The organism is Streptomyces sp. Act143, from assembly GCF_003143935.1.
Taxonomy (GTDB): Bacteria; Actinomycetota; Actinomycetes; order Streptomycetales; family Streptomycetaceae; genus Streptomyces.
Map to the genome: position 1 here is coordinate 8,983,776 of NZ_QFRX01000001.1, position 25,480 is coordinate 9,009,255.

18 protein-coding genes are annotated in these 25,480 nt (G+C 70.9%); 9 read left to right on the top strand and 9 right to left on the bottom strand.

Going from position 1 to position 25,480, the window contains the following annotated elements; genetic code table 11:
• Positions 1–139 precede the first annotated feature (139 nt).
• Positions 140–694 carry a hypothetical protein gene (locus tag DI272_RS41075; protein WP_109500236.1) on the bottom strand — a complete coding sequence of 185 codons (555 nt, stop codon included), beginning with the start codon at positions 692–694 and terminating at the stop codon, positions 140–142.
• A 420-nt stretch (positions 695–1,114) separates the two neighbouring features.
• Here DI272_RS41075 and DI272_RS41080 point away from each other — a divergent pair, with 420 nt between their 5' ends.
• The 5 genes from DI272_RS41080 (at position 1,115) to DI272_RS41100 (ending at position 9,442) form a co-directional block, all read left to right on the top strand.
• A complete protein-coding gene (locus DI272_RS41080; protein ID WP_109501301.1) occupies positions 1,115–4,216 on the top strand; it encodes a nitrate- and nitrite sensing domain-containing protein in 3,102 nt (1,033 codons plus the stop codon).
• Positions 4,213–4,650 (top strand): roadblock/LC7 domain-containing protein, encoded by a 438-nt coding sequence (locus DI272_RS41085; protein ID WP_109500237.1) that lies wholly within the window; start codon positions 4,213–4,215, stop codon positions 4,648–4,650. The genes DI272_RS41080 and DI272_RS41085 overlap by 4 nt, the downstream gene beginning before the upstream one ends.
• Positions 4,651–4,659: 9 nt before the next feature.
• Complete coding sequence (locus tag DI272_RS41090) at positions 4,660–5,055, top strand: DUF742 domain-containing protein (RefSeq protein ID WP_109500238.1); 396 nt, start codon at positions 4,660–4,662, stop codon at positions 5,053–5,055.
• Positions 5,056–5,196: 141 nt separating this feature from the next.
• Positions 5,197–8,853, top strand: coding sequence for a hydantoinase B/oxoprolinase family protein (locus DI272_RS41095; RefSeq protein WP_109501302.1), 3,657 nt, complete (start codon positions 5,197–5,199; stop codon positions 8,851–8,853).
• Entirely contained in the window at positions 8,834–9,442 is a 609-nt protein-coding gene (locus tag DI272_RS41100) for an ATP/GTP-binding protein (RefSeq protein WP_109500239.1), read from the top strand. Before DI272_RS41095 ends, DI272_RS41100 begins: the two co-directional genes overlap by 20 nt.
• A gap of 77 nt (positions 9,443–9,519) precedes the next feature.
• Here DI272_RS41100 and glpK read toward each other — a convergent pair whose 3' ends face one another.
• From glpK to DI272_RS41125, 5 genes are all read right to left on the bottom strand, one after another.
• On the bottom strand, positions 9,520–11,031 hold the full coding sequence (gene glpK, locus DI272_RS41105) for a glycerol kinase GlpK (RefSeq protein WP_109500240.1): 1,512 nt from the start codon (positions 11,029–11,031) through the stop codon (positions 9,520–9,522).
• A 22-nt stretch (positions 11,032–11,053) separates the two neighbouring features.
• Positions 11,054–11,779, bottom strand: coding sequence for an MIP/aquaporin family protein (locus tag DI272_RS41110; protein WP_109500241.1), 726 nt, complete (start codon positions 11,777–11,779; stop codon positions 11,054–11,056).
• A gap of 314 nt (positions 11,780–12,093) precedes the next feature.
• The gene (locus DI272_RS41115; RefSeq protein ID WP_109501303.1) at positions 12,094–13,734 is read right to left on the bottom strand and encodes a GGDEF domain-containing protein; all 1,641 of its coding nucleotides are present in this window, start codon (positions 13,732–13,734) and stop codon (positions 12,094–12,096) included.
• Between the two features lie 154 nt (positions 13,735–13,888).
• A complete protein-coding gene (locus tag DI272_RS41120) occupies positions 13,889–15,079 on the bottom strand; it encodes a lipid-transfer protein (RefSeq protein ID WP_109500242.1) in 1,191 nt (396 codons plus the stop codon).
• Entirely contained in the window at positions 15,069–15,503 is a 435-nt protein-coding gene (locus DI272_RS41125) for a Zn-ribbon domain-containing OB-fold protein (protein WP_109501304.1), read from the bottom strand. Before DI272_RS41125 ends, DI272_RS41120 begins: the two co-directional genes overlap by 11 nt.
• A 98-nt stretch (positions 15,504–15,601) precedes the next feature.
• Here DI272_RS41125 and DI272_RS41130 point away from each other — a divergent pair, with 98 nt between their 5' ends.
• Together DI272_RS41130 and DI272_RS41135 are read left to right on the top strand one after the other, a co-directional pair.
• On the top strand, positions 15,602–16,411 hold the full coding sequence (locus tag DI272_RS41130; protein WP_109500243.1) for a M15 family metallopeptidase: 810 nt from the start codon (positions 15,602–15,604) through the stop codon (positions 16,409–16,411).
• 47 nt (positions 16,412–16,458) lie between these two features.
• Positions 16,459–16,995, top strand: a complete 537-nt coding sequence (locus DI272_RS41135; protein WP_109500244.1) for an NUDIX domain-containing protein — start codon at positions 16,459–16,461, stop codon at positions 16,993–16,995.
• 3 nt (positions 16,996–16,998) lie between these two features.
• Here DI272_RS41135 and DI272_RS41140 read toward each other — a convergent pair whose 3' ends face one another.
• Positions 16,999–19,365 (bottom strand): TIM-barrel domain-containing protein, encoded by a 2,367-nt coding sequence (locus DI272_RS41140; protein ID WP_109500245.1) that lies wholly within the window; start codon positions 19,363–19,365, stop codon positions 16,999–17,001.
• Between the two features lie 213 nt (positions 19,366–19,578).
• On the opposite strand from DI272_RS41140, the gene DI272_RS41145 reads away from it, so the two are divergent.
• Together DI272_RS41145 and DI272_RS41150 are read left to right on the top strand one after the other, a co-directional pair.
• Positions 19,579–21,546, top strand: a complete 1,968-nt coding sequence (locus tag DI272_RS41145; RefSeq protein ID WP_109500246.1) for an acetoacetate--CoA ligase — start codon at positions 19,579–19,581, stop codon at positions 21,544–21,546.
• A 113-nt stretch (positions 21,547–21,659) separates the two neighbouring features.
• Complete coding sequence (locus DI272_RS41150; RefSeq protein ID WP_109500247.1) at positions 21,660–22,553, top strand: hypothetical protein; 894 nt, start codon at positions 21,660–21,662, stop codon at positions 22,551–22,553.
• Positions 22,554–22,622: 69 nt separating this feature from the next.
• On the opposite strand, the gene ptsP is transcribed toward DI272_RS41150, so the two are convergent.
• Together ptsP and DI272_RS41160 are read right to left on the bottom strand one after the other, a co-directional pair.
• Entirely contained in the window at positions 22,623–24,293 is a 1,671-nt protein-coding gene (gene ptsP / locus DI272_RS41155; protein ID WP_109500248.1) for a phosphoenolpyruvate--protein phosphotransferase, read from the bottom strand.
• A 79-nt stretch (positions 24,294–24,372) separates the two neighbouring features.
• Entirely contained in the window at positions 24,373–24,822 is a 450-nt protein-coding gene (locus DI272_RS41160) for a PTS glucose transporter subunit IIA (protein ID WP_109500249.1), read from the bottom strand.
• Positions 24,823–25,480: the final 658 nt, after the last annotated feature.

Below are 25,480 nucleotides of genomic sequence, written 5' to 3' on the forward strand. Positions count from 1 at the left end.
CGGGCGGCGCCTCGGCAGGGCTCGGTGCTGCCTGGGCCGACTCGGTGGACCCCAACTCGGTGGACCCTGGCTCGGTGGAGCCCGGCGGGACTCAGCGACGGTGCGGGGGCAGGGCGCGAGGGCGGGACATGGGCAGGGTTCATGGGTGGGACAGCTGTCCCGCCCCACCGCGCCGGCGTATCCGCTCCTGAGTCCGCTCGGCCGTCCTGGCCTGTCGCCGCGCCCGGCGCCGCTCGCGCCGCAGGGCACGCGCGGTGCTGCTCGGCGCCGACACCACGCCGTTGCGCTGGTTCCAGACCTGGCGGGTCACCCAGACATCGAGGGCGCCCCACGTCGCCGCCACGGTGCTCGCCACGCTGCTGAGGACCATCGGGAACGCCAGCCACGATCCGGCCAGCGTGCACAGGAATGCCACCATCGCCTGGACCAGGGTCACGGCGATGATCAGCACCGCTCGCACCGCCGCCGTACGCACCGGATCGGGCATCCGGCGCCGCCGCGCCGGCTCCTCGATCCACAACGGCCGGTAGCGCGGCTGATCCTGTGCCTGCTCGCGCACCGCGGCCTGTTCACCGGCTCCGGCCGCGTCGCCGTACGCCGGAATGTCGCGATCCGGTGCCTCGGGGCCGCGCCGCGCCGTCGGCTGCGTCTCATCGCCGTCCGTAGGCGCCTCGTGCCGCTCCACCGTGCCCATCAAGGTGTCACTCTCCCCACCGCCAGCAGACCGCTCGCCCGTGCTCGAACACACGCCTCTCCAGTGGCTGCCCGGCTTGCGCTGTTTTACGCCGCCCGGTTGCAGGATGCGGCTCGTGTGGCCGATTCCGCCCCCATTTCCTGAAGAGAAGGACGAACGACACGCCCCGAAGATTCCCAGGAAACGAAAAATTCTGGCCAACTGCCCACCTGTGTAGGCCGGATCGGCGTGGGCGGCCGTCGCGCAAATGCGGGAGGCAATCTCCCGCAATGCCCGGACAACTCCCCATCTCGCGCCGCCGGTGCGGAAGTTCGCACTCCGGAAGGGTCTTCGAGTTCACTGTGCGTCGGTAGTAGGCTCGCGGCGTTTGTTGACGCACATGTGTACCCCCGGCCGGCGGGGGACCAGCTGGGGGAGGCCATGCGCTTTCGCGGGAAGTCGATCCGCCGGAAGATCGTGGCGCTGCTTCTCGTGCCGCTGGTGTCCCTGGCCGCGGTCTGGGGCTTCGCCACGGTGCTCACGGGGCGGGCGGTCACCCAGCTGTTCCAGGTGTCGGCGGCCGTGGAGGACATCGGGTACCCCACCGAGGACACCGTCCGCATCCTCCAGCAGGAACGCCGCCAGACCCTCGTCTATCTCGCCGATCCACGGGCGTCCGACGCCCTCTCGGCGCTGCGCAAGGCCCGCAGCGCCTCCGACGACGCCATCGCCGAGCTCCGCAGGAAGGCGCAGGACCCCGACGTCCGTGACGGACTGGACGCGGACGACGACGAGCGCCTGACCACCGTCCTGGACGCCTTCGACAGCGTCGACTCCCTGCGCCGCAGCGTCGAGGAGGGCACCGTGACCCGGTCCCAGGCCCTCGGTCGCTACAACCGCCTCGTGGACCCCTGTTACACCCTGCTGGCCTCCCTCGACGGGGTGGACAGCGTGGAGATGGACAAGCAGGCGCGCGCCCTCGTCAACATCACCCGCGCCCGGGAACTCCTCTCCCGCGAGGACGCCCTGCTCGGCTCCGCCCTGGTGGTCGGCCGGCTCACCCCCGAGGAGATCCGGGAGGTCTCCGACCTCATCGCGCAGCGCGACCTGATGTACGAGATCAGCCTGCCGGTGCTGCCCGCGACGGAACGCGAGCGGTACGACAGATTCTGGAAGAACGCCTCCACCGCGTCCCTGCGCTCCGCCGAGCAGACCGTCGTCGACTCCGAACCCGGCCCGCCCGGTGCGCTCACCGCCAAGAGCTGGGACGCCGCCGCGGGGGGCGTGCTCGAAGGCCTCGCCACCCTCAACGACCAGGCGGGCGACCGCTATCAGGACCGCGTCGAGCCGGTCGCGATGGGCGTCATCGTCAAGGCCGCCGTCGCGGGTGTGCTCGGCCTGCTGGCCCTGCTCTTCTCCCTCGTGCTGTCGGTACGTGTCGGCCGCGGCCTCATCCGCGACCTGCGCCAACTGCGACTGGAGGCCCACGAGGCGTCCGGCGTACGACTGCCCAGCGTCATGCGTCGGCTCTCGGCCGGCGAACAGGTCGACGTGGAGACCGAGGTCCCGCGCCTGGAGTACGACAAGAACGAGATCGGCGAGGTCGGCCAGGCCCTCAACACCCTCCAGCGCGCGGCCGTCGAAGCCGCCGTCAAACAGGCCGAACTGCGCGCCGGTGTCGCCGAGGTCTTCGTCAACCTCGCCCGCCGCAGCCAGGTGCTGCTGCACAAGCAGCTCACCCTGCTCGACACCATGGAACGCCGGACCGAGGACACCGACGAACTCGCCGATCTGTTCCGCCTCGACCACCTCACCACCCGTATGCGCCGGCACGCCGAGGGCCTGGTGATCCTCTCCGGCGCCGCCCCTTCCCGGCAGTGGCGCAAGCCCGTCCAGCTCATGGACGTCGTCCGGGCCGCCGTCGCCGAGGTCGAGGACTACGAACGCATCGAGGTCCGCCGCCTGCCCAGGGTCGCCGTCACCGGCCCGGCCGTCGCCGACCTCACGCATCTCGTCGCCGAACTCCTGGAGAACGCCACGGTGTTCTCCCCACCGCACACCGCCGTCCAGGTCCTGGGCGAGCGCGTCGCCAACGGTTTCACCCTGGAGATCCACGACCGCGGTCTCGGCATGGCGGCCGACGCCCTGCTGGACGCCAACCTCCGGCTCGCCGAGACACCGGAGTTCGAACTGTCCGACACCGACCGGCTCGGTCTGTTCGTGGTCAGCCGGCTCGCCCAGCGGCAGAACGTCCGGGTCTCCCTGCAACCGTCGCCGTACGGTGGCACGACGGCCGTGGTGTTCATCCCCAACACCCTGCTGACGGACGACGTCCCGGACACCAACGGCATCGGCTTCCGCCTCGACCGCCCCCAGCCCTCCAAGGAGGCCGAACTGGAGGAGGCCCGCCGGGCCGAACTCGCCCACGTGCCCGTGCAGGTGCCGGGGCTGCCGACGACGATCCTGGACGGACCGGTCGAGTTGGAGGCCCCGGTCGACCTGGACGCCATCGACGACTTCCCGGGCGCCCTCGACGACGAGGACAGCGAGCGCGGGGGCCTGTTCCGCCCCCGCCGCGGCCCCGTCCGCGCCGAGGCCACCACGGGCGGGGAATCCCACGAAACCCCGGACATCGGCACCTTCGGGCGGGACGGCGACCGCGACGACGACCTGAACGCCCCGGTGCCGCTGCCCCAGCGGCGCACGCCCAAGCTGGTCAGCTCGCACGGCCGCCCGGTGACCGAGCCACCGGCGCGGCGCAAGGACCCGGACGAGGAGCCCGTACGCGGCGCGAACCGGTCACTCTCGGCCACGCCACCCCCGCTGCCGGCCCGCAGGCGCACCACGGGCCCGCAGCGCCGTACCACGGGCGTTGCCGACCGCTCCGACGAGCAGCGCACCGACGCCTCGGCACCGGTCGGCCGCTCCCACGACACCTCGATGTCCACGAGCCCGGAACACGGCACCCCGGCGTCGCGGGGCCGCGCCTTCGAAGCACCCACCCCCGTGGGCCGCACCCTCGACGCCCAGCACCGCGGCGCCCCGGCCACCGGACGCCGTGACCTGGACCCGGCCCCCGGCGCCCCCGCCCTGCCCCGCCGGACCCGGCGCGCCGAGATCGCGTCCAGCGGCGGTTCGGGCGACCACCCCCGCCCCGCCGATTTGACCACCGACTCCGCGGCACCCCACGGGAGCGGGCGCTTCGAGAGCGGTCCCGAAGGCCGGCTCCCGGCCGACACCGGCCCGGCGCCCGCCGACGCGCCCGACGCACGCCTCTCCCGCAACGCCCCCGCACCGGGCGCCCCCGGCACGGCCCCGTTGCCCCGCCGCGTCCGGCAGGCCAACCTGGCCCCGCAGCTCAAGCAGAGCCCCGAGCGCCGGACCGACCAGGAGGCCGGGGGCGAGGAGCGGGACGCCGACCAAGTACGCAGCCGCATGGCTTCGCTCCAGCGTGGCTGGCAGCGCGGACGCGCGGAGAACGCCGCGGGCGAGGACGCCCACAGCGGCACAGCACCACGAGGAACTAAGGGGGACGGTCGATGACCGCACCGAAGACGACCGGCCACACCGCGACGACCAAGTCCGGCGAGCTCAACTGGCTCCTGGACGAACTGGTGGACCGCGTCGCCAGCATCCGCAAGGCCGTCGTGCTCTCCGGCGACGGACTGCCGACGGGGGTCTCCAAGGACCTGACCCGGGAGGACAGCGAGCATCTGGCCGCCGTCGCCTCCGGATTCCACAGCCTCGCCAAGGGGGTGGGCCGGCATTTCGAGGCGGGCAGCGTCCGGCAGACGGTCGTCGAACTCGACGACGCCTTCCTGTTCGTGACCGCCGCGGGCGACGGCAGCTGCCTCGCCGTCCTCTCCGACGCGGACTCCGACGTCGGCCTGGTCGCCTACGAAATGACGCTCCTGGTCAAGCGAGTCGGAGTACATCTCGCCGCCGCTCCACGCACCGATCTGCCTCAGGGCGGGTAGTGGGATGACATGAGCACTGACGGTCAGGGAAGAAGTCACTGGTTCGACGACGAGGCCGGACCGGTCGTCCGTCCGTACGCCATGACGCGAGGCCGCACCACGAGTGCGGCCCAGCACCGCCTGGACCTCATCGCGGTGGTCGTCACGGAGCCCCAGGCGGACGACCCGGAACGCGACCACTGGCTGTCCCCGGAGCACGTGGACATCGTCGACCTGTGCCGCGAGACCCCGCAGTCGGTCGCCGAGCTGTCCTCCGAACTCGACCTGCCCATCGGCGTGGTGCGGGTTCTCATCGGTGATCTCGTGGACGCGGAGTTCGTCCATGTCAACCGGCCGGTGCCGCCCGCCGAGCTGCCGGACGAGAGCATTCTGCGGGACGTGATCAACGGCCTCAGGGCGCTGTGAGGCAGCGGCCTGCCCGTGCGGAGCGGGCGGGCGGCGGCACGCCCCTCCCGTTATGATCCGACTGATCGTCGACGACCTCCGCGGGCGGTCGGCCACCGACCCGCGGACACGGTGCCGAACAGCACGATCGGGGAGACGGACGTGACGACAGGCTGGCAGTTCTGGGTGGACCGGGGCGGCACCTTCACCGACATCGTCGCGCGCCGCCCGGACGGCCGGCTGCTCACGCGCAAGCTGCTCTCCGACAACTCCTCCCCACCCCACTCCCGGCTCGGCCCACGCGCGGGGACCCCCGTCGCCGACGCGGCCGTCACCGGCGTGACCCAACTCCTGGACGGCTCCCAGGACCCGGTGGAGGCCGTCCGCATGGGCACCACCGTCGCCACCAACGCCCTGCTGGAGCGCCGTGGCGAGCGCACCCTCCTCATCGTCACCCGCGGCTTCCGCGACGCGCTGCGCATCGCCTACCAGAACCGGCCCCGCATCTTCGCCCGCCGCATCGAACTCCCCGAACTGCTCCACGAGCGGGTGCTCGAGGTCGACGAACGCATCGCCGCCGACGGCACCGTACTGCGAGCCCCCGACCTCGACGCCCTCGCCAGCCCCCTGCAACAGGCCTACGACGACGGGATCCGCGCGGTAGCCGTCGTCTGCATGCACAGCCACCTCCACCCCGCCCACGAACAGGCCGTCGGTGAACTCGCCGCCCGCATCGGCTTCCCGCAGATCTCGCTGTCCAGCGAGGTCAGCCCCCTGATGAAGCTCGTCCCGCGCGGCGACACCGCCGTCGTCGACGCCTACCTGTCGCCGGTGCTGCGCCGGTACGTCGAGCGGGTCGCCGGTGAACTCGACGGTGTGCGGCTGATGTTCATGCAGTCCAACGGCGGTCTCACCGAGGCAGGTCAGTTCCGCGGCAAGGACGCCATCCTGTCGGGGCCGGCCGGCGGCATCGTCGGCATGGCCCGGATGTCGCAGCTCGCCGGCTTCGACCGGGTCATCGGCTTCGACATGGGCGGCACCTCCACGGACGTGTCCCACTACGCCGGTGAGTACGAACGCGTCTTCACCACGCAGATCGCCGGGGTCCGGCTGCGCGCACCCATGCTCGACATCCACACCGTCGCCGCCGGCGGCGGTTCGGTCCTCCACTTCGACGGCTCCCGCTACCGCGTGGGGCCGGACTCGGCGGGCGCGGACCCCGGCCCCGCCTGCTACCGCGGCGGCGGCCCGCTCGCCGTCACCGACGCCAACGTCATGCTCGGCCGCATCCAACCCGCCCATTTCCCGAAGGTGTTCGGCCCCGAGGGCGACCAGCCCCTGGACGCGGAACTCGTCCGCGACCGCTTCGCCGCCCTCGCGCGCGAGATCCGCGAGCGGACCGGCGACGACCGCACCCCCGAACAGGTCGCCGAGGGCTACCTCCAGATCGCGGTGGCCAACATCGCCAACGCCGTCAAGCGGATCTCCGTCCAGAAGGGCCACGACGTCACCCGCTACGCGCTCACCACCTTCGGCGGCGCCGGCGGCCAGCACGCGTGCATGGTCGCCGACTCGCTGGGTATGCGCACCGTCCTCGTTCCCCCCATGGCAGGCGTCCTGTCCGCGCTCGGCATCGGCCTCGCCGACACCACCGCGATGCGCGAGCAGTCCGTCGAAGCACCTCTGGAGCCCGCAGCTATGCCGGGCGTCCTCAAGACCGCCGACGACCTGGAGAGCGCCGCCCGCGCCGAACTCCTCGCCGAGGACGTCCCCGCGGACCGCGTCCGGATCACCCGCCGCGCCCAACTCCGCTACGACGGCACCGACACCGCCCTCACCGTCGAGCTGACCGAGCCCGACGCGATGCGCGAGGCCTTCGAAGCACGTCATCGCGCCACGTACTCCTTCACCCTCGACCGTCCGATCGTCGTCGAAGCCCTCTCCGTAGAAGCCACCGGCATCACTCAGCCCCCCGATCTGTCGGCCCTCGCCCCGTACGAAGGCCGCCCCGCCGCCCCCGACACCGTCCGCCTCCACACGGGCGGCGCCTGGCGCGAGGTACCCCTGCACCGCCGCGAGAACCTGCCTCCCGGCGAGACCGTCACCGGTCCGGCGATCATCACCGAGGCCAGTGCGACGACCGTCGTCGACGACGGCTGGCAGGCCGTCGCGCGAGACGACGGGCATCTGGTCATGGAACGCGTGGCGGTCACGCAGAGTTCCGATCTCGACACGAAAGTCGACCCGGTTCTTCTCGAGGTCTTCAACAATCTCTTCATGTCCATCGCCGAACAGATGGGTGCCCGGCTGGAGTCCACGGCCCAGTCCGTCAACATCAAGGAGCGCCTCGACTTCTCCTGCGCGCTCTTCGACCCGGACGGAAACCTGGTGGCCAACGCCCCGCACATCCCCGTCCACCTGGGCTCGATGGGCACCAGCGTCAAGGAGGTCATCCGCCGCCGCGGCTCCGGAATGCGGCCGGGAGACACCTACGCCGTCAACGACCCGTACCACGGCGGCACGCACCTCCCGGACGTCACGGTGATCACCCCCGTCTTCGACACAGAGGGTGACCGGATCCTCTTCCACGTGGCCTCCCGCGGCCACCACGCCGAGATCGGCGGCATCGCCCCGGGCTCCATGCCGGCCGACAGCCGCAGCATCGAGGAGGAAGGCATCCTCTTCGACAACTGGCTCCTCGCGGAGAACGGCCGCTTCCGCGAGGAGGAGACCCTCCGCCTGCTCACCGAAGCGCGCTACCCCTCCCGCAACCCGAGGACCAACCTCGCCGACCTGCGCGCCCAGATCGCCGCCAACCGCAAGGGCGTCGACGAAGTCGCCCGCATGATCGAGACCTTCGGACTCGACGTCGTCCAGGCGTACATGCGGCACGTCCAGGACAACGCGGAGGAATCGGTGCGCCGCGTGGTCGACACCCTCGACGATGGCGCGTACGCCTACGAGACCGACTCGGGCGCGGTGATCCGGGTACGCGTGCGCGTGGACCGCGAGAACCGCTCCGCGACCGTCGACTTCACCGGCACGTCCGCACAGCTGGGCAGCAACTTCAACGCCCCGTTCGCGGTGGTCAACGCGGCCGTGCTGTACGTCTTCCGCACCCTCGTCGCCGACGACATCCCCCTCAACGACGGCTGCCTGCGCCCCCTCAGGATCGTGGTGCCGCCCGGCTCCATGCTCGCGCCCGAGCCGCCCGCGGCCGTCGTCGCCGGCAACGTCGAGACCTCGCAGGCCATCACCGGCGCCCTCTACGCGGCGATCGGCGTGCAGGCCGAGGGCTCCGGGACCATGAACAACGTGACCTTCGGCAACGCCCGCCACCAGTACTACGAGACGGTCGCGTCCGGTTCCGGCGCGGGCGACGGCTTCCCGGGCGCGCCCGTCGTGCAGACCCACATGACCAACTCGCGCCTCACCGACCCCGAGGTCCTGGAATGGCGGCTGCCCGTCCGGCTCGACGAGTTCGCCGTCCGGCACGGCAGCGGCGGCGCCGGACGCTGGCGCGGCGGGGACGGCGCGGTGCGCCGCATCCGGTTCCTGGAACCCATGACCGTCTCCACGCTGTCCCAGCACCGCAGGGTCCCGCCGTACGGCATGGCGGGCGGCGAACCCGGTGCGCCGGGCGCCAACCGTGTGGAGCGGGCCGACGGGACCGTCACCGTGCTCGGCGGCAGCGACGCGGCCGACGTCGGTCCCGACGACGTACTTGTCATCGAGACCCCCGGCGGTGGAGGCTACGGCCCACCGCCGCCCCACCCCCACCCAGCAGGAGAAGAGACCCATGATCTTCGGGCGTTCTGAGCGCGGGAAGCCCCCCGTCGAGCCCACCACGCTCAAGATTCTCGTGGCCGGCGGCTTCGGCGTGGGCAAGACCACGCTCGTGGGCGCGGTCAGCGAGATCAGGCCGCTGCGCACCGAGGAACTGCTCACCGAGGCAGGACGCCCGGTCGACGACACCAGTGGTGTGGAGGGCAAGCGCACCACCACGGTCGCCATGGACTTCGGGCGGATCACGCTGCGCGAGGACCTGGTGCTGTACCTCTTCGGCACTCCCGGCCAGGAGCGGTTCTGGTTCATGTGGGACGAACTCTCCGAGGGCGCCCTCGGAGCCGTCGTCCTCGCTGATACGCGCCGCCTGGAGGACTGCTTCGCCGCGATCGACTACTTCGAGAGGCGCTCCATACCCTTCCTGGTCGGCGTCAACTGCTTCGAAGGGGCCGCCCGTTACCCCGTCGACGACGTCCGCCAGGCTCTCGACCTCGACGAGGACGTGCCGCTGGTGCTGTGCGACGCCCGGGACCGCGAGTCGGTCAAGGAGGTCCTCATCGGAGTGGTCCGGCACGCCATGGCCTATGGGGCGGAGCGCCGCCGGACCGCCGTCACGAGCTGACGGGAGCCGACCCGAGCGGCCCGTACCCCCGCCGACCGGGGTACGGGCCGCGTTCGTGACCGCACACGCGCGTGCGGCTAGTTCGCCCCGTCCTCCTCCCAGCCGAAGCTCTTCTCCACGGCCTTGCGCCAGTTGTGGTACTCGCGGTCACGCACCGACGACTCCATCGACGGTGTCCACTCGACGTCCTTCTGCCAGTGCGCCTTCAGCTCGTCGAGGTCGTTCCACACCCCGGTGGCGAGCCCGGCCGCGTAGGCGGCGCCCAGGCAGGTCGTCTCGGACACCTTCGGCCGCACCACCGGCACGTCCAGCACGTCCGCCTGGTGCTGCATGAGCAGGTTGTTCTTGGTCATGCCGCCGTCCACCTTCAGGGTCGTGATGTGCACCCCCGAGTCCTGGAACATGGCGTCCACCACCTCACGCGTCTGCCAGCTCGTCGCTTCGAGGACCGCGCGCGCGAGATGGGCCTTGGTGACGTACCGCGTGAGCCCGGTGATCACCCCGCGCGCGTCGGAGCGCCAGTAGGGCGCGAACAGTCCGGAGAACGCGGGCACGATGTACGCGCCACCGTTGTCCTCCACGCTCGCCGCCAGCGGTTCGATCTCGTCCGCGGTGCGGATGATGCCGAGCTGGTCCCGGAACCACTGGACGAGCGCGCCCGTTATCGCGATGGACCCCTCCAGGCAGTAGACCGGCGCCTCACTCCCGATCTTGTAGCCCATCGTCGTCAGCAGGCCGCTCTTCGACGGCACCGGCCGGTTGCCCGTGTTGAGCAGCAGGAAGGAGCCGGTGCCGTACGTGTTCTTCGCCGTGCCCACGTCGTAGCAGGCCTGCCCGAACACCGCCGCCTGCTGGTCGCCGAGCGCGGACGCCACGGGCACGCCCGCGAGTTGGCCGACCGCGGTGCCGTACACCTCGGCCGAGGACTTGATCTCGGGCAGGACGGCGTCGGGGATGTTCATCGCGGAGAGGATGGACTGGTCCCACTGGAGCGTCTCGAGGTTCATCAGCATGGTGCGGCCGGCGTTGGTCACGTCGGTGACGTGCCGGCCGCCGTCCGTGCCGCCGGTGAGGTTCCAGATGAGCCAGGAGTCGATGGTGCCGAAGGCGATCTCGCCGTTCTCGGCCCGCGTGCGCAGCCCGGGCACGTTGTCGAGCAGCCAGGCCGCCTTCGGTCCGGAGAAGTACGTGGCCAGCGGCAGCCCGGTCTGCTCACGGAAACGGTCCTGCCCGTCGGAGCCGCCGAGCTGGTTGGTCAGTGCCGCGGTGCGGGTGTCCTGCCACACGATCGCGTTGTGCACCGGCTTGCCCGTGGCGCGGTCCCACAGGACCGTCGTCTCGCGCTGGTTGGTGATGCCGAGCGCGCTGAGCTGGTCGGCGCGGAGCCCGGCCTTGGCGACCGCCCCGGCCACCACCGCCTGCACCTTGGACCAGATCTCGGTGGCGTCGTGCTCCACCCACCCGGGCTTGGGGAAGATCTGCCGGTGCTCGCGCTGGTCGACGGCGACGATGGCGCCGTCCTGGTTGAAGATGATGCAGCGGCTGGAGGTGGTGCCCTGGTCGATAGCGGCGACGAACTTGTCCGTCATGACGTCCCCTTCGTCGGTTCCTTCAGAAGGCTGCGTTGAAGATGAGCCCGGACAGCGCTCCGCCGATCAGCGGTCCGACCACCGGGATCCACGCGTAACCCCAGTCCGAGGTGCCCTTGTTGGGGATCGGGAGCACTGCGTGGGTGATGCGCGGGCCCAGGTCACGGGCCGGGTTGATGGCGTACCCCGTGGGGCCGCCGAGGGACAGACCGATGCCGACCACGAGGAACGCGACGATCAGGATCGCGGTGCCGGACTCACCCAGCCCCTTGGTGAGACCGAACGCCAGGATGGGCAGCACCAGCCCCATGGTCGCGATGATCTCCGTGAGGAGGTTCGCCACCGGATTGCGGATCGTGGGCGCCGTGGCGAAGATCCCCAGCGTCGGCTGGGCCTTGTCCTCCTCGGCGTTGGCCTGGAACTGCGCGAAGTACACCAGCCAGCAGAGCACCGCCCCCAGGACGGCGCCGACCATCTGCCCGGCGATGTAGATGGGCACCTTGTCCCAGTCGCCGGTGTCGACGGCGATTCCGATCGTCACCGCAGGGTTGAGATGGCCTCCGGACAGCGGCGCTGCGGTGTAGGCCCCGGCCATCACGCCGAAACCCCAGCCGAACGCGATGACCACCCAGCCCGCGTCCTTCGCCTTCGAGTAGTTCAGTACGACGGCGGCGACCACTCCGGCGCCGAACAGGATCAGGATCGCGGTGCCGATGATCTCACCGACGAATATGTCTCCGTTGCTCATGGCGGCTCCTTGGCCCCGGCCCGGGGTGTCAGCCCCCGGTCCTCCGTGCAGGGTGCGTTTCCCACGGCGACTTCAGCCGGGGACGAGGAGGTCCCGCGCCCCGCCCGGCATCCGTGACGAGCGTGCCGTCGCAGTCGAATCGCCCGTGGGGGAAACGGACCTTGGAGCAGCTGTGCCCGCATGGCGCAGTGCGTGGATACGCCGAGAATGTACGGCGATGTCGACTGACATCGGAAGTGTTCACCGGTGTCCAGGGGGCGTCAAGGACGCGGACGGCAACGGTTGAGGGGCACCTCCCCGACAAGGAGGACCCCTCAGGCCCGGCCGGGATGGGCTGCCGAGGCGGTGGCGGCCGCGGAACCGCGCCGAACCTCGTGTCCGGGCATCCCCGCCCGCCCCAGGACCCAACTCGCCCCGCGCAACGCCTTCGCGGCCTTCTTCAACGGTGCGAGCCAGGCGGCCGCCTGCCGGTGGTCCGTGACGCTGCCCGGCATGCACAACACCGTGGCCAGGGACAACGACACCGGAAGCCCGCCCGCCGACCAGGGCGCGTCCAGCACCGACGCCGCCACCGGATCGAGGCCCTCCGGGTCGGCCAGGATCAGGAAGTCGTCGCCGCCGATATGGCCCACGCGCGTGCTGTCGGACGCCGAGCGCTGCAACATCCGCCCCACCGACCGGATCAGCTCGTCGCCCGCGGCGAAGCCGGCCCCGTCGTTGACCTGCTTGAAGTGATCCACGTCCAGCCAGCTCAGCGCGAACGCCCGCCCGTCCGCGATCCGCCGGTCCACCTCACCGGTGACGGCGTCCGAACCGGGCAGCCGGGTCAGCGGATTGAGCCCGGCCGCCTCCTCCACCCGGGACTCGGCCAGCGCCCGCACGAGGTCCGCGAGGCGTACGACGCCCACGCACCGGCCGTACCGGTCCACGACGGCCACATCGTCCGACGTGCGGTCCCGACCACCGACCGCCACCACGTCCAGGACCTCCCACGCGGTGGCGTCCACGCCCACCGTGCGGGGCACGTCGCCGAGCTTGGCGGCGGGCCGGTCGGCGTACAGGGCGTGTCCGTAGCGCCCGGACATCGACAGCAGGAAGCGCGAGCGGTGCACCGACCGGACCGGGACCCCGTGCGCGTCCACGAGAACCACCCCGGACACCTCGGGTGACCCGGTCAGCAAAGCCCGGACATGACCCGCCGACGCGGTGGCGGGCAGCAGCGCGGCGGGCCGCACGAACTGCCGTACCGAAGGACCCGACCGGGGGAGCGGGGCGGCACCGGGGGAGCGGGGCGGAACGTACACGTCCGCGGCGGGCAGCCGGGCGGGCGGCGCGAACAGCTCACCCTGCGCCAGTTGCGCACCGGCCGTCACCGCCGCGGTGCACTGGAACTCCGTCTCCACGCCCTCGACCGACAACAGCGCCCCGAGCTGCTCGCACAGCGTGCGCATCGCCCGCACCGCGGCAGGCCGGGTGAGCAGCGACGCGTCGAGCTTCACCAGGTCGGGCGCCAGGTCGGTGAGCAGCCGCAGGGGTACGTCGCCGTCTCCGACCCCGTCCGCACTGATCCGGAAACCCTGGCTCCGCAGCGCGTCCACGGCCTCCAGCAGCGCCTGCCGCGGCACGTGCGTGTACGGCGGTCCGATGTCGACGGTCACTTCCCACGGCAGCCTGCCCGCCTCACGCACCGCGGTGTGCAGCGGAGTGAGCCCGCCGAGGTCGGCGAGGGTCGCCGCGAACACGTTGACGTGCAACGGCAGCAAGGTCTCCCTGCGTGCCGCCGCACGGATCGCCGACACCGCCAGCCTGCCGTCGAGTTCGGGATCGCGGCGGGCCTCGGCGAGGATGTCGCCGGTCTCCGGGCGGGCGAGTATCTCCAGCCCCGCGACCGCGCCGGTCACCAGGTTGACCACCGGTTGGAAGGCGAAGCGGAGAGTATCCGTCCAGGAGTGCACGGGAGCATGATGGCGCCGCGGGCGCACGCCAGAGCGCAGTTCATGAGACGTTCACGCAGGATTCCCGAGCGGTCACACAGCGTACGGGAAAGCCCTTGCGGCCCGGATGTGGCCCGGATGCGGCCCGGATGCGGCCCGGGTGCGGCCCTCGGCCTCACCGCACCGCGACCACCGCCGACCCGTGCCCGAACAGCCCCTGGTTCGCCGTGATTCCCACCCGGGCGCCGGCCACCTGCCGGTCGCCCGCGGCCCCCCGCAACTGCCAGGTGAGCTCGCACACTTGGGCGATCGCCTGCGCCGGTACGGCTTCCCCGAAGGACGCCAGCCCGCCACTGGGGTTCACGGGTATGCGCCCGCCGAGGGCCGTCGCCCCCTCCCGCAGCAGCTTGGCCCCCTCACCCTCGCCGCACAGCCCCAGGTCCTCGTACCACTGCAACTCCAGGGCGGTGGACAGGTCGTAGACCTCGGCGAGGGAAAGATCCTCCGGGCCGATGCCCGCCTCTTCGTAGGCGGCCGTGGCTATCGACTCCCGGAACGTCCTGGCGGCCGGTTCCACCGCCACCGCGGAGTCCGTGGCGAGGTCGGGCAGGTCCAGCACGGTGTTGGGGTACCGCGGTGTCACCGTCGACACCGCGCGGATGCGCACCGGCTCCGCCACGCCATGGCGACGCGCGAACTCCATGCTGGACAGCACCAGGGCGGCCCCGCCGTCCGAGGTCGCGCAGATGTCGAGCAGCCGCAGCGGATCGGCGACCACGGCCGAGGCGGCCACCTCCTCGCCGGTGGCCCGCTTGCGGTAGCGCGCGTACGGGTTCAGCGCGCCCATGGCCGAGTTCTTCACCTTGACCTGGGCGAAGTCCTCCAGTGTGTCCCCGTGGACGGCCATCCGCCGCCGCGCGTACAGCCCGAAGTACGTCGGATTGGTTGCGCCGAGCACCCGGAACCGGAGCCAGTCGGGATCGTCGGGCCGGTCGCCGCCCGCGGGCCGGAAGAACCCCTTGGGCGCCGCGTCGGCTCCCACCACGAGCACTACGTCCGCGAGTCCGGAGAGGATCTGCGCCCGCGCGGTGTTGACCGCCTGAGCTCCGGACGCGCACGCCGCGTACACGCTCGTGACCCGGGCGCCTTGCCAGCCCAGCGCCTTGGCGAACGTCGCCCCGGCCACGTACCCCGGATAACCGCCACGCACCGTGTCCGCGCCGACGATCGAGTCGACGGACCGCCACTCCAGCCCGGCGTCGGCGAGCGCCGCGCGGGCCGCCGCAGCCCCGTACTCGACGAAGGAACGCCCCCACTTGCCCCAGGGGTGCATCCCCGCACCGAGCACCGCCACCTCACCCGTCATGCCCCACCCCCTTCGTCGGCCGCCACTGCCAGGTCGTCCACACCGTCTCCGCGTCCTCATGGAGCACGCCGGGCACGACCTCCACCTCCATGCCCACCGCCAGATCGGCGACGGTCAGCCCGGGCACCCCCTGGCCCAGCACCACGATCCGCTCTGCTGCCAGCTCCACAGCGATCAACGCGTACGGCTCCCACGGAAGTTCCGGATCGGTCACATAGGGTGACGGAGGCCGATAGCGGCCGTCCGTGTACGACCACACACGGCCGCGCCGGGACAACGGAACCTCCACCAGTTCGCCGCCGGCACACCTCGGATTGCGGCAATGGGCATCCTCGCGGGGGAAGAAGACCGAGGCGCAGACGGAGCAGCGAGTGCCCAGCAGGCTGAACGCATCCCCGTCACCCCCGAACCACCCGTCGACCACTGGCATGCGTGAACGCGACAAGGTTCCTCCCCGGCAGCTGATCTGACGGAACGTCAGAAGTGTGTCACGGGAGACCGGGGATGGGCAGAGGCAGAGACATGACACGACTCTCCCGTGCCCTGCGCGGACTGGGCGCCGCACTCGCCGCCCTGCTCACCGTCACCGCCGTCTCCACGACCGCCCGGGCAACCCCGGAACCCAAGGCGCCCAAGGACTTCGTGGCGCTCAGAACCATCGACCCGACGATCATCCAGGAGATGCGCTACTTCACCCCGCACAACTTCGTCGGCGAGCGCATCGACGGCTACCGACAGCCCCTCTGCATCCTCACCCGCCCCGCAGCCGAAGCACTTCACCAGGCCCAGGAGAAGCTTCTGAAGCAGGGCTACAGCCTCAAGGTGTACGACTGCTACCGCCCGCAACGCGCGGTCGACCACTTCGTCCGCTGGGCCGAGGGCCTCGACGACCAGGCCATGAAGGGCGAGTTCTACCCGAACGTAGACAAGACCCGTCTGTTCGCGGACGGATACATCGCCGAGAAGTCCGGCCACAGCCGAGGCTCGACCATGGACCTCACCATCGTGAAGCTCCCGGCCCTGCCGACCCGGCCCTACCACCCCGGCGAACCCCTCGTCGCCTGCTACGCGCCCCAGGACCAGCGCTTTCCCGACAACTCCGCCGACATGGGCACCGGATTCGACTGCTTCGACACCCTCGCCCACACCCTCGACCCGCGCGTCCAGGGCGCACAGCGCGCCCACCGGCTCCTGCTCAAGTCCACCCTGGAAGACCTCGGCTTCGTGAACCTGGCCGAGGAATGGTGGCACTACACCTACAAGCCCGAGCCCTACCCGGACACCTACTTCGACTTCCCGGTGTCCAGGAAGTCCCTTTCAGGCAAACGCTGAGCCGCCCCCGGAAGACGCCCCTCCGATGATCGGATACAGTCCGCCGCGTGTCCGAAACTCAACACCCCACCCCCAACTCCGCGCCCGACTCCCACTGTTCGAGCTGCGGAACGCCTTTCGGAGAGGGCGTCTCCGGTTGGCCACGCACCTGCCCCGCTTGCGGCACCACGGCCTACCGCAACCCGCTCCCGGTCGCGGTGGCCCTCCAGCCCGTGTACGACACCAAGGGCACCAGCCTCGTCGTCATCACTCGTACCGTCGCCCCCGCGCGCGGGGGCATCGCACTGCCCGGCGGCTACATCGACGACCGGGAGGACTGGCGCCAGGCCGTCGTCCGCGAACTCAAGGAAGAGACCGGCATCGACGCCGCGAGCCGCGACGTGCGCCTCGTCGACGCCATGAGCTCACCCGACGGCCACCTCCTGCTGTTCGGGTCCCTGCCCGAGCGCCCGGCGGAGGGCCTGCCCGCGGCCACGGCGACGGACGAGACAGAAGGCTGGCACCTCCTGCGCAGGCCGGAAGAGCTCGCCTTCCCCCTGCACACACGCGCCGTACGAGCCTGGTTCGAAGGCCGCTACGTCTGAGCCTCAGCGCTCCTCGACACCCCGTATCCGCACCGGGTGAGGCGGCGCGCTCACGCCGTCCTCACCCTCCCGCTCGACGACCACCCGCCGGCCCTGCCAACGGGTGACGTACCGCTCGATTTCCGGCTCCTCCCACCCGTCCCCCGCATCCGGCACCACCAACCCGCCACCGGTCCGCCCCCGCGCCGGCGCCCACACCTCCAGCTCCAGCCCGCCGTCCTCACCACGCACGGGAAGGACGGCACCCGCACGCGCGAGCACCGGAATCCGCGACAAAGGGGCGTCCACCAGAATCTGCCCCGGCCCGTCGTACGCCCGCCCCGTCGCCGTGTCGTACCAACGCCCCCGCGGCAACTGCACGGCGCGCCGGTCCGCGCCCGGGTCGAGCACCGGCGCCACCAGCAGACAGTCACCCAGCAAGAAGGCGTCCTCGCAGTCCCGCAACGCCCGGTCCTCCGGTATGCCCCACCACAACGGCCGCACATAAGGCGTGCCGGTACGCCGCGCCAGATGCGCCAGCGTCATGAAGTACGGCAGCAGTCGCCGACGCTCCACGAGCGCCACACGCGCGTGCGCCAGCACCTCGGACCCGAACTCCCACGGTTCCCTGCGCCCCGCCCGCAGACTCGCGTGCGTGCGGAACAGCGGCAGATACGCGCCCAGCTGAAACCACCGCAGATACAGCTCGGGCGACGGACTCCCGTCGAAGCCGCCCACGTCCGGTCCCGAATACGGCACCCCGCACAGCCCCAGGCCCAGGACCAGGGACAGCGACGCCCGCAGCCCGGGCCAGCCCGTCGCCACATCACCGGACCAGGTGCCTCCGTAGCGCTGCAGACCGGCCCAACCGGACCGCGAGAAGACGAACGGCCGCTCCTGCGGGGCCAGCTCCCGCAGCCCCTCGTACGCGGCCCGAGCCATGCACAGCGCGTAGACGTTGTGCGCCTCGCGATGGTCGCCGCCCCGGCCCTCCAGCGCATGGCGAGCCGAACGCGGCAAAGTCCACTCCCCGAAGGCCGCGAACGATGTGGGCTCGTTCATGTCGTGCCAGAAGCCCGAGAACCCCTGACCCAGCCGCTCCTCGTAGAGGCCGCCCCACCACTCACGCACGCGCGCGTGCGTGAAGTCCGGAAAGACCGACTCACCGGCCCACACCTCGCCGCGCACCAACTGCCCCGCCGCGTCACGGACGAACGCGTCCACGGCCGTGCCCGCGTCGTACACGGCATTGCCGGGCTCGATCCTGACCGCCGGATCGACGATCGACACCAGCCGGACCCCGCCCCGCCGCAGATCCTCGGCGAGCTGGGGCAGCTTCGGAAAACGGTCCTGGTCGACCGTGAACACCTGGTGCTCGTCGTAGTGATCGATGTCCAGATGGACGGCATCCAGCGGGAGGTCGCGGTCCTGATAGCCGGCGACGATCCGCCGTACCTCCTGCTCGCTCCCGAACCCCCACCGCGCGTGCTGGTACCCCAACGCCCACGCCGGCGGCAGCGCCGACGCACCGGTGAGGGAGGCCCAGGCGAGCAGCACGCGCGCGGGAGTGCCGACCATCACCCAGCAGCGCAACGGACCGCCGGACATCCGCAGTTCACTCGTCCCGGGCCGGTCGTGCCCGGACCCGGCGCCCTCCTCGCCCTCCCGCAACGTCACCGTGCCGTCCCACGAGGTGTCGTGGAACACCAGGTGCGTCGCCGCGTCGGCCACCACCAGCTGCACCGGCATCGTGAGATACAGCGGATCGTCGCCGGGGCCGAAGGCGTGGCCGGGGTCGGTGTTCCAGAGCCGATACACGCCGTCCCGCAGCCGCGGCCCCGAGGACCGACCGCCCAGTCCGAAGAAGCGCGCGTCCGCGACGACCTCCGAGCGCTGCATCCAGCGCGCCGCACCCCCGTCGACCGGCTCCCACCAACGCGGCGGCAGGTCCCGGCGCAGGGTCACGCCGCCGGGTGTCTGCACCTCGACCGCACCGTGCCGCGAGACGACGACCGTCGCCCGCTCGGCCACCACCCGCCAGCCGCCGTCCTTGTCCGGCTCCAGCACCGCCCGCGGGTCCGGCTCCGGACACCGGCCCGCCAGCGCGTACGACGGCTCGGGACCGGCCCCGTCCCAGCCCCAGAACACCGCCCCGTTCACCGCCACCGTGATCCGCAGCTCGGAACGGCTGAAGCGGACCACACCACCCCCGGGCCCCGGCTCCACGTCCTGCACCGGGCCCGGCACCCGCGCCCGCTCGACCCCCCGCGCCGGCAGCCCGGCGGCATCGGCACGCCGCGCACGCCAAGCGGCTCGTACGGTACGCAACCTCTGGGCCGCCCCCGCCGAACCGACCGCCTTCATCGAACGCACCAGGTCACGACCGTTCATGCTGCTCACCCTGCCACTGACCGCCCCACGCGCGTGTGTCGTTCAACTGCCGTTCACTCGTGCCGGGACCACATCTTCACGACACGGACTATGTGGGGCGCGCCCTGGTGCAGAAGTCGATCACATGGCATCGTCCGTGTCATCCGCGTCACGCGCACAACCCCGCCCGTGCGCGGTGGACGCACACGACGCGCACAGTCCGGGAGCCGCCCCATGTCGACCGTGAACCCCCAGCCGCTCTGGCAGCCCGATCCGGAACGTATCGCACGGGCCCAGGTCACCAGGTTCCAGGCCTGGGCCGCCGAACACCACGGCGCCCCCGCCGAGGGCGGCTACCCCGCATTGCACCGCTGGTCGGTCGACGAGCTGGACACCTTCTGGAAAGCCGTCACGGAATGGTTCGACGTACGGTTCTCCACCCCCTACGCGCGCGTACTGGGCGACCGCTCGCTGCCCGGCGCCCAGTGGTTCCCCGGCGCGACCCTGAACTACGCCGAACACGCCCTGCGCGCAGCGACGACCCGCGCGGACGAGCCTGCCCTCCTGTACGTCGACGAGACCCACGAGCCACAGCCCGTCACCTGGGCCGAACTGCGCCGCCAGGTCGGCTCCCTCGCCGCCGAGCTACGCACCCTCGGCGTACGCCCCGGAGACCGCGTCAGCGGCTACCTCCCCAACATCCCGCAGGCCGTCGTCGCCCTCCTCGCCACCGCCGCGGTCGGCGGCGTCTGGACCTCCTGCGCCCCCGACTTCGGCGCCCGCAGCGTCCTGGACCGCTTCCAGCAGGTCGAACCCGTCGTCCTGTTCACCGTCGACGGCTACCGCTACGGCGGAAAGGAACACGACCGGCGCGACATCGTCGCCGAACTCCGCCGCGAACTGCCCACCCTGCGCGCCGTCGTCCACATCCCTCTCCTCGGCACCGAGGCCCCGGAAGGCGCCCTGGACTGGTCCGCCCTGACGAGCGCCGCCGCAGAACCCGTCTTCGAGCAGGTGCCCTTCGACCACCCCCTGTGGGTCCTCTACTCCTCCGGCACCACCGGCCTGCCCAAGGCCATCGTCCAGTCCCAGGGCGGCATCCTCGTCGAACACCTCAAGCAACTCGGCCTGCACTGCGACCTCGGCCCCCAGGACCGTTTCTTCTGGTACACCTCGACCGGCTGGATGATGTGGAACTTCCTCGTCTCCGGCCTGCTCACCGGCACCACGATCGTCCTCTACGACGGCAGCCCCGGATACCCCGACACAGCAGCGCAGTGGCGCATCGCCGAACGCACCGGAGCCACCCTCTACGGCACCTCCGCCGCCTACGTGATGGCCTGCCGCAAAGCAGGCGTGCACCCCGGCCGCGACTTCGACCTGTCCAAGGTGCAGTGCGTGGCCACCACCGGCTCACCCCTGCCGCCCGACGGGTTCCGCTGGCTGCACGACGAGGTCCGCGACGACCTCTGGATCGCCTCGGTCAGCGGCGGCACCGACGTGTGCTCCTGCTTCGCCGGAGCCGTCCCGACCCTCCCCGTCCACATCGGCGAACTCCAGGCAGCAGGCCTCGGCACCGACCTCCAGTCCTGGGACCCGAGCGGCGAACCCCTCGTCGACGAGGTCGGCGAGCTGGTCGTCACCAACCCCATGCCGTCGATGCCGATCCGCTTCTGGAACGACCCCGACGGCAGCCGCTACCACGACAGCTACTTCGACACCTACCCCGGCGTATGGCGTCACGGCGACTGGATCACCATCACCTCCCGCGGCTCGGTCGTCATCCACGGCCGCTCCGACTCGACGCTCAACCGCCAGGGCGTACGCATGGGATCGGCCGACATCTACGAAGCCGTCGAACGACTCCCCGAGATCAAGGAATCCCTCGTCATCGGCATCGAACAGCCCGACGGCGGCTACTGGATGCCCCTCTTCGTGCACCTGACCGCCGGGACCGTCCTCGACGAGGACCTCCTCGGCCGCATCAAGCAGACCATCCGCGAAGAGCTCTCCCCGCGCCACATCCCCGACGAGATCATCGAAGTACCCGGCATCCCGCACACCCTCACCGGAAAGCGCATCGAGGTCCCCGTCAAGCGACTGCTCCAGGGCACCCCCCTGGACAAGGCCGTCAACCCGGGCTCCATCGACAATCTCGACCTCCTCCACTTTTACGAGGACCTGGCCCGTAAGCGAGCCTGATCCCGGGCTGCCGCCGTCGCAGTGCGCCGACGGCGGCATCCCCAGCCCGGTCCCGTTGTCAGTGCCGCCGGTTACTGTGAGTGAGCATTGATCGACTGCGCACAGGGGGAAAAATGGCGCACACCGACCACCGGACCATGCGACGCGTCCTGCGCCGCGAAATCGCGGGCACCATCGGCCTGCTCACCGACGAGCACGACTTCCGCACCATGCGGCGCTACCGCAGCTTCACCTTCGACGACCACACCCGCTATCTAGAACAGGTGGAGGCGCTCCTGCGCACCCGCGCCTCCCAGGGGAACCACACCACGGTCGCCCTTTTCGACCCCGAGGAGTACGCCGCCTTCTGCTCGGACACCGGCCTCGACCCCGACACCCCGTCCAGCCGCACCCGCTTCACCGCCGAACTCGCCGCCACGGGCCCGACCATCCCGTACGACGGCCGCCCGTTGGCCGACCTCGTCCCGGCCCTGATCGACGAGGCCGTCCGCCAGGCCACCTGGGAGTACGCGTCCACACTCCTGGCCCGCCTGGGCGCCTGCGCCTCCTGCGGCGAGGACATCGGCCGAGCCGCCTTCGTCCGTGCGTCCGACGCCCTCGCCCGCATCCTCGACACCGCCCCCGCGGGCAACCGACACCTCGTGTGCAGTGTCTCGGGCGCCCCGGAAACACTGGTCTCGGTGCTCCACGCGGACACGGACGCCGATGGAGCCATCCAGATGGACGAGGCCGAAGCCCTCGAATTCACCACGGTCCTCGCCCTCGGCCTCGCGACCCAAAGCCCCGGGGGGCTCGTCATGAGGACAAGCGCTCCGGGCACCACCGATCGCATCTACGGCTGGCGACTGCGCGGCGACGGCCTCGAACCCCTCACCGCAGGCGAGGTCTTCGACGCCTACTGCACGGACGTCGAATCCGGCGATCTCATCTCCCCGGAATCGGACGTCGACTACTGCGCACCGCCTGATCTGGGCCCGGCGGGCCCGACGCCGGGGCACCGTCACTGAACAGGGAAGGGGCGCCCCACCCGCAGGTGGAGCGCCCCTCCAGAGAACACCGGCAGTGACGGAGACCGCCTACTCGCCGGACAGCACCGCCTGAGCGGCGTTGCGCGCCTCGTCGGCACTGTCCGAGGCACGCGCGGCGGCAGCGGCACGTTCGCACTGCGCCAGCGTGTACTTAGCCAGAGTCGCCCGTACATAAGGAATGGACGCCGCACCCATGGAGAGCGAGGTGACGCCCAGACCGGTCAGCACACACGCCAGGAGCGGGTCCGACGCGGCCTCACCACAGACACCACAGCTCTTGCCCTCGGCCTTCGCCGCCTCCGCGGACAGCGCGACGAGGTCCAGCAGCGCGGGCTGCCAAGGGTCCTGCAGCCGCGACACCGCACCCACCTGACGGTCCGCGGCGAAGGTGTACTGCGCGAGGTCGTTCGTCCCCAGCGACAGGAACTCGACCTCCTGCAGAATCGAGCGCGCCCGCAGTGCGGCGGACGGGATCTCCACCATCGCACCGAACTTCGCGCGAAGCCCGGCCGCACGGCACGCGTCGGCGAACGCCTTGGCATCCGTACGGTCCGCCACCATCGGGGCCATCACCTCAAGGTAGACCGGCAGCCCCTCCGCAGCCTTCGCCAAGGCCGTCAGCTGGGTGCGCAGCACCTCGGGGTGATCGAGCAGCGTCCGCAGACCACGCACACCCAGCGCCGGGTTCGGCTCATCGCCCGGGGTGAGGAAGTCCAACGGTTTGTCCGCACCCGCGTCCAGCACACGGACGACGACCCGGCCCTCGGGGAAGGCCTCCAGAACCTGCCGGTATGCCTCGACCTGCTTTTCCTCCGACGGCGCGTTCTTGCTGTCGTCCAGGAAAAGGAACTCGGTACGGAACAGCCCGACCCCCTCGGCACCGGCCTCCACGGCGGCCGGCACGTCGGCCGGACCACCGACGTTGGCCAGCAGCGGCACCTTGTGACCGTCGGCCGTGGCACCCGGACCGGTCGACGCCGCGAGGGCCGCCTTGCGCTCGGCAGCGGCGGCCTCCAGCTGCGCCTTCTTCTCCTCGCTCGGCTCCACGAAGATGTCGCCGGTGCTGCCGTCGACGGCGATCACCGTGCCTTCGGCCAGCTCGCCGGCACCCGGCAGAGCGACGACCGCAGGGACGCCGAGCGCCCGGGCCAGGATTGCGCTGTGGCTGGTCGGCCCGCCCTCCTCGGTCACGAAGCCGAGAACCAGAGTCGGATCCAGCAAAGCCGTGTCGGCGGGCGCAAGGTCACGCGCCACCAGGACATAGGGCTCGTCACTGTCCGGAACACCCGGCATGGGCACCCCGAGCAGACGAGCGACGATACGATTCCGCACGTCGTCAAGGTCGGCGACACGACCGGCGAGATACTCGCCGGCGCCCGCCAACAGCTCCCGGTACGCGGCGAACGCGTCGTACACGGCACGCTCGGCCGTGCTGCCGACGGCGATCCGCCGGTCGACGTCCGCCATCAGCTCGGGATCCTGCGCCATCATGGCCTGCGCCTCGAGCACGGCCTGGGCCTCGCCACCCGCCAGATTGCCGCGCGCCATCAGGTCGGCGGCCACAGCTTCCACGGCCTTGCGGGCGCGCCCCTGTTCACGCTCCGCGTCCTCCGCCGGAATCTGCTTGGCAGGCGGCTCGAGTACCGCCGTCCCCATGTGCCGAACCTCGCCGATCGCCACACCGTGGCTCACGCCGACGCCTCGCAGCGTTGCTTCCATCTCACCCGTCTCCGATAGTGCGGCGGGTCCCGCCGCCGCGGTGGTTGCCACTACTTGCCGTCATACGACGGAGCTGACGTCACGCCCAGGCGAAGAGGCTGTCGCCGGCCTTCACATCGCCGCTGTCACGCAGATCGGAGAGGGCCTCGGCCGTGGCCTCGAGCGCCACGACCGGGCAGACCGGCGACTTGCCCGCGGCCTCCACGGCAGCCGGGTCCCAGCGCACGATGCTCTGGCCGCGCGTCACGGTGTCACCCTTGTTCACGAGCAACTCGAAGCCCTCGCCGTTGAGCTGCACGGTGTCGATACCGAGGTGAGTGAGCACGCCATGGCCCTGGTCGTCGACGACGACGAAGGCGTGCGGGTGAAGCGAGACGATGACTCCGTCGACGGGGGCGACAGCCTCGGAGGGTTCACGAACAGGGTCGATTGCTGTGCCCGGGCCGACCATGGCCCCGGAGAAGACCGGATCCGGCACGGAAGCCAGTCCGATGGCGCGTCCTGCAAGAGGGGACGTCACGGTGGTCATGGGAAGCCTCCCAGGGGTGGAGATCTGTATGGGCCGTCACTGCCAGTACCCGACGGCGCACTGTTCAGCAGGGTATGTCATATGAAGTACGGGTTCCGCGCGAGAGCCCGGCACCCCGCTGCACCGTCGGCGACTGGTGGTCTAGACCATAGCCCAAATCGATTTGCGCGCGCTCCGAAGCTCCGTGTACAGTCGTACTCCTGCCCGGGGTTGAGCGACGCCACCAAGCGTCCTTGCCAGGCAGCATCCAACTTGTCAGATCCTAATCTCTGGATCTCCTCCCGCATGCCTGCGGGAGGGTGGTCAGAGGGTCGGAAAAACACTGATAGAGTTTGGAACACCGAAGGGAAAAGCCCGGAGGAAAGCCTGAGAGAGTCTCTCGGGTGAGTACAAAGGAAGCGTCCGTTCCTTGAGAACTCAACAGCGTGCCAAAAATCAACGCCAGATTAGTTGATACCCCGTCTCCGGTCACTCTTGATCGGGGCGAGGTTCCTTTGAAATAACACAGCGAGGACGCTGTGAACCATCGGATCATTCCTCCGGTGGTTCCGCTCTCGTGTGTGTCGACCGGCTGTATTAATTTACTGGCCGAGTAAACATTCACGGAGAGTTTGATCCTGGCTCAGGACGAACGCTGGCGGCGTGCTTAACACATGCA